The sequence below is a fragment of the Arthrobacter sp. 05L421 genome (assembly GCF_056397785.1).
Window position 1 is genome coordinate 21,007 of record NZ_JBFTOC010000014.1, and the last position, 11,399, is coordinate 32,405.

Annotated in this window: 5 protein-coding genes; all 5 read left to right on the forward strand. The window is 58.2% G+C overall.

The window, feature by feature from the left end; genetic code table 11:
• Positions 1-38 precede the first annotated feature (38 nt).
• The 5 genes from AC1DKQ_RS15810 to AC1DKQ_RS15830 all read left to right on the forward strand — a co-directional run bounded on the left by AC1DKQ_RS15810 (position 39) and on the right by AC1DKQ_RS15830 (position 11,332).
• Positions 39-1,448 carry a glycosyltransferase family 2 protein gene (locus tag AC1DKQ_RS15810; protein ID WP_476919542.1) on the forward strand — a complete coding sequence of 470 codons (1,410 nt, stop codon included), beginning with the start codon at positions 39-41 and terminating at the stop codon, positions 1,446-1,448.
• 345 nt (positions 1,449-1,793) lie between these two features.
• On the forward strand, positions 1,794-2,918 hold the full coding sequence (locus tag AC1DKQ_RS15815) for an endonuclease/exonuclease/phosphatase family protein (RefSeq protein ID WP_476884771.1): 1,125 nt from the start codon (positions 1,794-1,796) through the stop codon (positions 2,916-2,918).
• Positions 2,919-3,097: 179 nt separating this feature from the next.
• Complete coding sequence (locus tag AC1DKQ_RS15820) at positions 3,098-4,585, forward strand: SDR family NAD(P)-dependent oxidoreductase (RefSeq protein WP_476884772.1); 1,488 nt, start codon at positions 3,098-3,100, stop codon at positions 4,583-4,585.
• A 52-nt stretch (positions 4,586-4,637) separates the two neighbouring features.
• Positions 4,638-9,845: a bifunctional glycosyltransferase/CDP-glycerol:glycerophosphate glycerophosphotransferase gene (locus tag AC1DKQ_RS15825; RefSeq protein WP_476919543.1), complete on the forward strand. Its 5,208-nt coding sequence runs from the start codon at positions 4,638-4,640 to the stop codon at positions 9,843-9,845.
• Positions 9,846-9,928: 83 nt separating this feature from the next.
• Entirely contained in the window at positions 9,929-11,332 is a 1,404-nt protein-coding gene (locus tag AC1DKQ_RS15830; protein WP_476919544.1) for a glycosyltransferase, read from the forward strand.
• Positions 11,333-11,399: the final 67 nt, after the last annotated feature.

An 11,399-nucleotide genomic window follows, 5' to 3' on the forward strand; every position in this document is an offset into this window, starting at 1 on the left:
GCGCCGGCCATCAATCGTTGCTAAGGAGCACCAAGACCATGCCGCAAGGCCCCCACGCCGACGTCGAATCCTCCGAAGACGTGCCCGAGGTTTCGGTTGTCGTCCCCATTTTCAATGCCATGCCGTATCTCCGTGAACTGCTCGATTCGCTTGCGGCGCAGGATCTGGGTGCAGACGCGTTTGAAGTCTTCCTTGTGGACGACGGATCCACCGACGGCGGATCGGCGTACATGGATGAGTTCGCCTCGCGCCACGCCAACGTGACGGTGCACCACCAGGAGAATCACGGTTGGCCCGGTCAGCCTCGAAACGTTGGCATCGCAAGCACGACGGGGAGGTACTTGTTCTTCGCCGACGCCGACGACGTACTTGCTCCGCAAGCGCTGAGGCAGCTGGTTGCCTTTGCCGACGCTCACGGTTCCGACGTCGTCATTCCGTCAATGGCAGGAACTCACGGCCGCATTGTCCCTCCCTGGCTTTACATCAAGACTGACATAGACGTTGCTTTGCCTAAGGCGTTCAAGACGCTTGCCCCGCAAAAGCTTTACCGGCGCTCATTGCTGGCCGATAACGACATCCGCTTTCCTGAAGAGAAGGTTCGCCTCGAGGACGGAATCTTCAACGCGGCGGCCTACCTCGCCGCGAAACGAATCTCGGTCTTGGGCGGCGAAACTCTCTACTTCCTGCGCAATCGAGACGACGGAAAGAACATCAGCTCCGGCGGGTTTGATCCGGCCGGGTACACCGGCTCGGTGGCAGTCATCTGCGCCGAAGTCGTTGCTGCCGATCTTGACCCTGACGTTACGGCGGACGTTCTCGCCGGCCTATACCGAAGGAAATGCCTCAAGATATATACGCCCGGCCGTTTTGAGCGTTACTCCGCAAAGCGACGACAGGAATGGCTCGAGGCTCACGGGGACTTCATTGCACGGTTCATTCCCGAGAACGTCGAAGACCGGCTGCCCGAGCCGTACCGTAGCCGCTCTGCATTAGTGCGACGACAGGACGCAGAGGCGTTGGTGGACCTAGGCCGCAACGAGGCGGATCCGCGGTTTGCTGCCGCATTCTGGGGTGGACGGTACATCGAAAACGAGGGCCTGGAGCTCCTCTTTGAATCATCGGTGATCGGTCGCTTTGAAATGCCCGACCTCGTCTGTGAATTGCGCCACAGAGACGGCAATGGCGTGGTAGCGGTTTCCCTCCAGCGTGATCGGCGGATCGAGACGGCTTACTCGAAGCCGGGGCTTTTCCGGGGATTGTTGTCTACTGAGGCGCTAAATGCGATGCGTCGTGGCACGCATGACTTTTTCCTGGCGACATACATGGACAGGAAATACATCACGGCACGGGTCGGGCAACCCGAGCACAGTGTGCTTCCCGTCATGGATAGCATGGTGCATTTGTATGGAACCGCCCATGGCAACCTGAGCCTCTCCGTAGCGAATTGATATTTGCCTTCGGCGTGTCGAAGGCTCGGGTTAGGGATTGTGCTGATTTAATGCGAGACTTCGAAAGTCTCTCAGCCCACCAGCCTTATTCAGCGTCTCGCGAGGTTACTCTTGGCCACAATGCCTGCCCTGTCCTTAGTTCGCTCCGCCCGGCGTTGGCGTATTTTGCCAGTGGCGCTGTTGGTCCTACTTCTTGCTATGCCACTGCCGGCTGCTACGGCCACTACATACGCTGTTCCGACCGGACTTAGATCGTCCGTTCAGGGCACGACAGCCCTCACCTATAAGTGGAACGCCGTTGCTGGAGCGCCGAAATATCGGATTTCCATCTCGCCCAACGCTGACATGTCCGGCGCCACGTTTTTCAGGTTCTCTTCCGCGTCGGGAGAAATCAGGAACTTGAAGCCGAACACCAAGTACTACGCGAAAGTCCGCGTCATCACGTTGGACGGGGCAAGCCTGAGTGCGTATTCCGCGGCTGTCGCGGCCAAGACGCTCGCCGTCACTACTCTGCCACCCATTACGAATCCACTCTCGGTAGCGAGCTACAACGTCAAATGCGACAACTGCTTTGACGGATTGGCGAATGAGCTGTCCTGGGCCGGTCGCAGGGATGCAGTGGTGTCAAGCATCGTGTCCAAGCGGCCGGACGTCGTCGGGGTTCAGGAGGCCTCCCAAGGCTGGCTGAAGAACGAAACACGTGCCGGCGGACTGACGCAGTTCGAGGACCTCCAGGAGAGGCTGTACAAGCGGGGAGTCAATTACCAGTTGGCCAACGCCAAACGCAATAACTGCGTCAATGACGTCTCGCCGACCAACTGTGTTTTCGCGGATAAAGGGGCCTCGCAGGGAACCAAGATTGTCTACAACAAGGGCACTCTGGAACTCATGAAGCAGGGCTCGGTTGCGCTTCCGAAGATTAGCTCGGCGGACAACACGAGGTACCTCGCTTGGGCGATCCTGCGCCAACGGTCCACCGGGAAATCCTTTTTCTTTGGTGACACCCAGTTGGACTCAAGCAAAGCCAGTGCCTACTACCTGCTGAGGCAGTCGCAGACTTCGGCCATAGTCTCCGCTATAGCGCGCCTCAACACAACTAAACTGCCCGTACTTATGGTGGGCGATTTCAATTCCCACAAGTGGACGGAACCCTCAAACGCTCCGTACGACAAGATGATTGCGGCCGGATATGTTGACCCGCTGGGCAACACATACAAGAACGATGCCCCGTCATCGGCGGCGACCGCTGAACAGCGGGTTCGAGCCAACTACGACAGCTTCAACGGGTTCGAGCGCAAAGCTAGGGCGCGCAACACAACAGGGAACGGGACATACCTCGACTACATCTTTACCTCCAAGATGAGGGTGGGGAAGTGGGAGACAGTGATCAACATCGATTCTGCAGGCAACTTCGTGGGGACCATCCCTTCAGACCACAACATGGTCAATGCGGTAGTCCAGTTGCCGTAAACTCGATGGTTGGAGCGCGGGCGCCTGCGCGGCAAGTTATGCTGCATCAGGTGCCCGTTCGCGCAAGATTATGCAGATGGCGCCCAGTCGATGGCTGGCGTTGCTATGACGGAAGCTGTGACCTGGCTCGGTGGTTGGCAGACTGACGGACGCGACAAGAAGCAAACCAGGGGAAACTTGTGGAACGTAAACGAAATATCATGGTCATTCTGGCCGGTGGCGTTGGCAACCGTGTTGGATTGACTATTCCAAAGCAGCTGGTCAAAATAGCCGGCCGGCCTATCATGGAGCACACGCTGGCCGTGGCACAAGAGTGTGACTTGGTCGACGAGATCATAGTCATGATGACCCCCGGTTATCTCGACAACGTCCGCGCCATGGTGAAAAAATCGTCCTTTACCAAAGTAACCGCCATCCTGGAAGGCGCAGCAGAGCGGAACGGGACCACGAAGCTGGCTCTCGACGCAATCGGCGATCAGGACGTCAACGTAATCTTCCATGACGCCGTGCGGCCACTGGTCTCCGTCCGCATCATCTCGGACGTCATAGCCGCCCTGGACGATCACGAAGCTGTGGACGTGGCCATTCCGTCCGCCGACACGATCATTGTCGTTTCCCAAGAGGATTCGATGCAGGGCAAGACGTCAGATCTGGCTAAGATCCGTGAGGTACCGCCACGGGGCTACCTCCGCCGAGGCCAGACGCCTCAGGCATTCCACCTCTCCACTATCAAGAAGGCTTACGAGGTGGCCCAAAAAGACCCTGACTTCAAAGCCACCGACGACTGCACCGTTGTCTTGCGTTACCTGCCGGACGTCCCCATCGCGGTGGTTCTGGGCGATGAACGGAACATGAAGATCACGCAGCCCATTGACATCTATCTGGCAGACAAACTCTTTCAGCTCGCCCGCACCCACGACGGCCTCCAGCACACGGCCCTCCAGTTCAGCGACAAACTGAGGGGTAAGACCCTGGTGGTCTTGGGCGGGTCCTACGGGATTGGGGCGGACATTGCAGCTCTGGCGACCAAACATGGCGCCACCGTCAAGGTGTTTTCCCGGAGTCTGACAAACACACACGTGAATCGTCGAGCAGATCTCGTGAAGGCGCGCGACCAAGTGCTGGCCGAGACCGGCCGCATTGACTACGTGGTCAACACCGCCGGTGTCCTTCCGATGGGGGCCCTAGCTGAGGCGTCCGAGGAAACGATCTACCTCGCGACGGAAGTCAACTACATTGCTCCGATGCTCATCGCCCAGACTTTTCACGATGAACTCGCGAAGACTCGGGGTGCGCTGCTGCTCTTTACCTCGAGCTCTTACACCCGAGGGCGGGCGGGCTACAGTCTCTACAGCTCTGCGAAGGCGGCAACGGTCAACCTCACCCAGGCACTGGCCGATGAGTGGTCCCATGAGGGGATCCGGGTTAACTGCGTGAACCCCGAGCGAACAGCCACCCCGATGCGTACCAACGCCTTCGGATCGGAACCCGCTGCCGAACTGCTGGACTCTGGCGAAGTGGCTCGGACGTCGCTGGACGTTCTCATCACCAATACGACGGGTCACGTTATTGACGTCCGCAAAATGGACCCGCTGAGTGTTGCAGTGATGGATAGCCGTGACGCTCAGGACGAACTCCAGATGGCGGAGTCGGTCTTGGGAAGCTGACTTGGGTTACTTGCCCCGAATGAGAACGTGCACCTTGATTTGGAGATAGTTGTTGGAACGCATTGAACCCGTTAAATCGCTAAGTGGATCGCCGCTTCAGTCCACTCGACTGCGAACACGGGAATGGATCGAGCGCACTACGGCGATGAAGGACGATCCTGACGGGCTTCGCCAGTGGCAGCTTGCGGAGCTGTGCGGTCCCTTGCTGCTGGACATCTCGGCGGCGGCGGAATCTGGCGATCCCTGGTTGAGAGTTGCGGTTGCTGACCAGTGCCGGCTCTTCCAGGCGCAAGCGGACGCACCCAACTTTGGGTTGACGGACCCGGGAATAAAGGCCGCCATTGGATTGGCGGCAAGTGACCTGTGGGACGAAGTGAGGGACCTCGTCACCGCGGGAGTGCTCCCGTCTGCGAAATTGCCCGTAAAACCGGCGCACGACGACGGGGAGTTGGCGTTGCCGACCGCGAGCCGGGTCCGCCCGGCGCAGGACTCCTCGGGAGTTCGCATCAGGCCTGAGGCAACGTCCCAGACAGCCGTTCTGGAGACATGTAGGTGGCTTGACGACGGCAGCCTCGAAGTGGTCGGGGCCGCTTACATCGCTGGGCTTCCCTCCGATCCAGGGACCCTCGACGTTGCATTGGTACTGACCGATGAAGCCGGGAATAGCCAGACTCTGACGGTTGTGCGGGATAACAATCCTAGGTCCGGTACTGCTGGGGAAGATCCGAAGGGATATTACGGCGAGGCCAGTTTCAAGGCGGCGATTGACGTATGTGGACTCGCAGCAGCATTCGCCGAAGTGTCTCGGAGCGGCAACCTGGCAGTCTGGACTTTTGCTGTGGAACTCAGGGTCGCCAGCCAGACCCGTCAGGTTCCCTTCCAGCAGCGGTCCTACGGGCAAGTGATGCGCACGATTTTGTCCGAACGTGTCCTGGGCGATCTTCTTGCCAGCCCGGAGTATTCAGCTGACGCTGGCTTCCGACTTGTATTGCGGCGGGCAGCCGTGGTGGCTGAGGGTATTGAGATCTCCGGAAGGCGAATTGCGCTCAAGCTACGCGAAACTGATGACAAGCTGCGGTTCACCAAAGTGGTCGCCCGCATGGGTTCGCTGACTGCCCAAGCCTCTGTGACCAGTGGACCGGACGGACTCCGTCATGCAGTTCTGGACTTGGCGGAAAGTGCTGGCGACGGAGTTGCGTTTCCGCAGTGGACGCTTCGTGCCGTAACAGATGCCGGCGTCGAACGCGCCCTGGGATGGGGGCTTTCCTCCTCGAGCTCGGGCAGCCATGTGTATCCGGGGGATGGACCGCTTGTGGCCAGCGCAAATGCTGCCGGCAACCTCAGCCTTCTCGACAGTGACGCAATCCTGTTGGTCGATTCCCTCACACTAGATCCACAGGGCACGTCAATGCGTTTGGTTGTGAAGACGCAGGATGCCATGTCGGCGCCCAGCGTGCACCTGCAGGGAAAGATCACGGTGCTGCCGACGTCGGTGCGGACCGCTCCCGACGGGCACTTCGAAGTAGTGTTCCCGGTCCCCGGTCCGGGCGACTACAAGTTGGTGTGCGTCTCCCGTGGGGGGAAGGAAGCGGCAGCCTCCGTGGTCCGTGTGGGGCGCAACCTTGCCCGCGACCGGGCCTTCCTGGGCAACGGGCGGGTGGACGTCACACTGGCCGCAAGGACCCAGGGCGGCCTGAATCTAACAGTCCGACCTGCGTCCGGGGCAGGGACTGGGGCATCTGTACGTCAATATGTCCGGGGCCTGTTGTCCGTCGTGGTACCGATGCACAATGCCGATGTCTACATCCGCGACTGTCTGGAAAGTCTGACCACCCAGAGCTATCCGGATATCGAGGTGATCGTCATTGACGACGGATCCACCGATATTTCTGCGGAAATCGTCAGAGGCTTCCAGGCCCAAGACCCCCGTGTCCGGCTAATCCGACAGGAACGCTCCGGCCCCGGAACAGCGCGGGACAGAGGCGTCCTTGCTGCGCGCGGCGAATTCATCACATTTGTGGACTCCGACGACATGGTCGCGGACGACGGCTTTGAACGATTGATAGCGTCCTTGGCGAAATCGAAGTCGGATTTCGCGGTCGCTGGGGTTCAGGTTTTCCAAGGCCAGAAGTTGCTGCCCGTGCCGTGGCAGGAATTGCTGAACCATTCGGTACGCTCACGCCAGACATTGCCTCAGGCGCCCGTTGCACTGCGCCACATGACCGCCGTGGGGACAGTGTTCCGCACATCGTTCTGGGACGCTAACGCCCTTCGGTTTGACGCCAGCCGCGCTTTCGAAAGCGACCGGCCCATGCTTACCGCGTTCAAAACCGGAACGTTCGACCTCCTCCCGGACGTTGTCTACCGCTGGCGTCTCTGGACCCAACGCGAAAAGCAGGCGGACGAGCAGATCCTGGTCGAGCGCATGCGTGGCATCCTGCCAAGCTGGCGATCGATGACAAGAGAACTGGCTGAGCACCTGGAGGGACGGCAGGAGTTCGAGTCGCATTTTCTTGAGCACGTCCTCCTTAAGAGCGCCCTCTTGGCGGTCAGTCACGACTTCCCGGAACTCCGGCTACTGGCTCAGAAGAACTGCCGAGAAATACTTGAAGGGGTTAACAAGCAGTCCTGGTTCGGCCTCTCACTGCAAGATCGGATTGTCCTGAAGCTTGTAGCCGCTGGGCAGTTCGAGCTATTGGCACGCGTCCTTGAACACAATGCACCTGCATTCGCTTTTGCGCCACTGAAACGGACAGCTGAAGGGGTAATCTATAGCGCCCCGCTGATCGAAGAAATCGCACCATATCTTTCAGACGACACGCTGTTGCGGCCCTATGGGTCCCTTCCCGCCGTCTCGGTCCTTACAGCGGTCCACTGGGCGGGGGATGAAAAGACCTTGTTGATTGAGGGCGCCGCCTACATCGAAGGTCTCCCTGCGGATCCGGAGAACTTGCAGATTGGCCTGGAACTTGTCGGACCGGGAGGACGTGTCTATCCGGCGAAATTAGAACGAACCGTGGATCCGCGCATAGATCAACTCGCCAAAGACCCTCACAACAGCTACGCTCAGGCGTGCTTCGTGGCGAGCATTGATTTCGAGGGGGTTATCGACGAGACCGAACTTCCGGATCGGGCCGGGTTTGTCCAGACGTACGCCGTCCGATTGACGCTCCGCAGCCCCGAAGCCGAGCGTAGTTGTGCCATCATGCGACAGCATCACTTCAGGATCTTGCAGACACCGCTTGCCCGAGAACACAAGAATCAGGTCTGGATCTCTCCGGAGGTCACCAAGGCGGACGGCCTGCGGGTACGGCTTCGTCGAAGCGCCATTTGGGCAACAGACGCCCGCTTGGAGGACCGCACTCTGCGGGTCTCACTGCAGGAGTTCGGCCCCCAGTTGCAGTTCGACTTCTTGCGCCTGACTTCAGGGGGGCAATCGGTTCAGTCGGAGTTGGTGAGGGACACCGAGAACGGGCTCCACGTCAGCATCGATGTCCCAGAAGGGGAGTGGCCGGAGTCGGGTTTGCATCACTGGGTCGTGGACGCCGTCACTTCAGACGGACGAACGCGTCGCATCGGCTGGTCCGTGGACGGCGGGTCTGACGCCGGCCGAGAATTTCCCGCAGTCGCTGGGAGCCTAAGGCTAACCCGCACCAGCCAGGGAAACCTCACTCTGACGGACGATCCGTTGTGGACCGAAGTCGTCGATGTGCGCTTCGATGCTAGCCTCACGTCTCTCGTCTTCGACGTCAGGACTGACTCTCCGGATGCATTGCCTGCCTTTGAATTGGCCAGTGACCGCCATACTTTCACCGGATTTGCCGTGAAACCACTGGCAAAGGGTTTATACGAGCTGACCTTCGGCCTCTCTGTCTCCGACTGGGGCCGCAAACGCCAAGTTCCGCCGAGTGGGCGCTACTACTTACGGCGCGTTGCTTCGACGGACGGTGACCTGTCATATTCCGCCATCACACGCACCTCGCCCGAACTTGGGGCACGAGGCAACCGCCTGGACTGCAGCCGCGTCGCGGTGCACCTAGGCGCCAGCCACACTGGTACGTTCCGGGTGACGTTCCAACCGGTGCTCACAGTCGAGGAAAAGAGCCAGCGCGGACAGTTGGCGCTTTACCAGCGCCACGTCGAAGACCCGGTGCTCCCGCTGGATCCGGATGCCTTCTTCTTCCGGTGCTACTTCGGCGAGGTCGCCAACGACAGTCAGGTTGAGCTGCACAAGGAGGCACGACGCCGCTGGCCTAAGGCGAAGCTGTACTGGGAGGTTTCGGACTTCTCAGTCTCGCTGCCTGAGGGCGGTATCCCGGTGGTTAAACGTTCGGAAGCCTGGTATGAGGCCCGGAGTACGGCCGCCTACACCTTCTCTAACAACGACGCCGACTGGTGGAAGCTCAGGCGGCCGGGTCAGACGGTGGTCCAGACATTCCATGGGCACCCCTTCAAACGGATGGGCCGTTCCCGCTGGCTCAGCCTCGGTGCTGGCCCTGAAAGGATCGCCCAACGGATCGAGGTCAAGAACGACCAATGGAGTCACATCGTCAGTCAGAGCCCCAAGGCTACAGAGCTCTATGTCAACGAATTCGGGTTCAGGGGCAAGGTGGTCGAACTCGGCTATCCCAGGAACGACGTGTTCAAGGGGCCTCATGCCGCCCGGACAGCCGCCGCCACGCGGGGTCTTTTGGGGATCGACGATTACAAGACTGTTGTTCTGTACGCACCAACTTGGCGGGAGTCGGACCAAAAGGCAACCACTGAGACCGTTGTTAAGGACCTTTTCGACGCCAGGAAAGTCGCCGAGGACCTAGGACCCGATTATGTGCTGCTGATGCGGGGCCACAGATACAGCGCTAAGGCCGGTCCTGTGAACCGCGGCGCCGCGCGTATTATCGACGTCACCGCTTATCCGGACTCCGCTGACCTTTGTGTCGCTTCGGACATCGGCGTGTTTGACTATTCCTCGATTCGTTTCGATTATGCGGTGACCGGCAAACCCATGATCTTCTATGTTCCGGACTATTCGTTGTACGAGAATGAACGGGGATGGCTTTTTCCCTATGAAGAATCGGCTCCAGGTCCGCTCGTTTATGATGAAAGAGAACTCACACGGAGCATTCGCGACCGGAAGGTCTGGACACATGAGTATGCGGAACTGTACTCGAATTTTTTGAAAAAATTCGCGCCTTATGAGGACGGCAACGCCTCAAACAGAATTATTGATGCCGTCGTGGATGGTGCCGTACTAAAATGACATTGCCGACTGTTATCAATTTCCGTAACTGAAGTAAGTCTTCAGACTTAAAGCCCAAAGGTCAATAAGTGCAATCTATATTTATGGTCGTATTCGACATCAATGCCCGAAAAGGCGGAATGACCACTGCTATGCTCAATCGTTCCCGGGTTTTTGAATCCAAAGGTCACCAAGCTCACTTGGTAACTTTTGATTACAACCCTGAGTACGCCGCCGAGGTAGATGCACTAATTGCACAGGGCCGGATGTCCCCGCGTGTCAGACTTACGAACATTCATGAGTACTACTCCTCGCTAAATACCCTCAATCGCCCTATTAACTGGAACTCAACGAGTCCGTCGAAGGACATTCAGCTCGGACATACTAGTGACCAACTAAGCCTCCGCGAGCAATTCCATTCGTCGGGGTTCAAAATTCGTGAGTGGACAATTGATCGCGCATCAGGTAAGCCAATCGCAGAGCGCTATTTCACCCCGGATGGTTTCTGCTATCTGACAACACATCTCAACATGGACACGAGTGTACCTTTCGCTCTAAACCTTCATTTCCGTGATGGATCACCCACGCAGAGTTTCAGGAACAACAGGCAGTGGCGGATCGACTGGTTGAATAGGCTGGCGCGGCAAGAAGCCAGCATGCCTATCTTCATCTGCGATGGACCTGGAAGCGCTCCCACAGTAATGGGTATGGAAAAGGGCTTGGCGAGCCGGTTGTATCAAATCCACATAAACCATTTCCTCGCTCCTTTCGAATTCGGTAGTCCAATGAAGGACGATCATCGCTTGATTTTTTCGAAAATGGGTGATCTTGACCAGGTAGTCGTGTTGACCGATCAGCAGCGTGACGACGTTATCGCTGACTTCGGTCATGCAGAGAAGATTTCGGTGATACCGAATTTCTGCGATGTTGGAACCGTGCCGTCAGTTGAAAAGAAGCCTCATGACGTGAGTATGCTTGTACGATTCCACCCGCAAAAGCGCGTGGATGATGCTATACGGGCATTTGCGCTGGTCAGGTCCCAAGTCCCTACGGCCATCCTTCGCATTTACGGCAGGGGCGGCGAGAAGAAGAACTATGTGAACCTTATTTCTGAACTGGGCTTGGCCGAGTGCGTGTTTCTCGAAGACTACACAACTGACTCCCGGCGCGTGCTTGCTGCATCCGCTTGTTCGCTCATGACGTCCACTTATGAGGCATTTTCGCTTTCCATCGCCGAATCTTTGAGCGCTGGAACCCCAGTGGTGGCCCTTGATTGCCCCTACGGTCCTGCTTCCCTAGTCGATGACGGACGTAATGGGTTCCTGATCAAGGATCGCGATCTTTCGGCCTTTGCGGACGCAGTGGTCACGTTGCTGAAAGACCCCGCCGAAGCTGCTTCCATGGGGCGCGAGGGTCGCCGAATGATGGTCGAAAACTACAGTGATGATGCAATCTATCAACAGTGGAGAACTATGATTAACTCGATCCCGGAGAAGTCAGTCAGTTAGGTCCCTCTGCCGCCTTGAGGGAGCACTGGCCGCCCGGCAGGACGATGTTGGACCAGCAAAAAAGGAA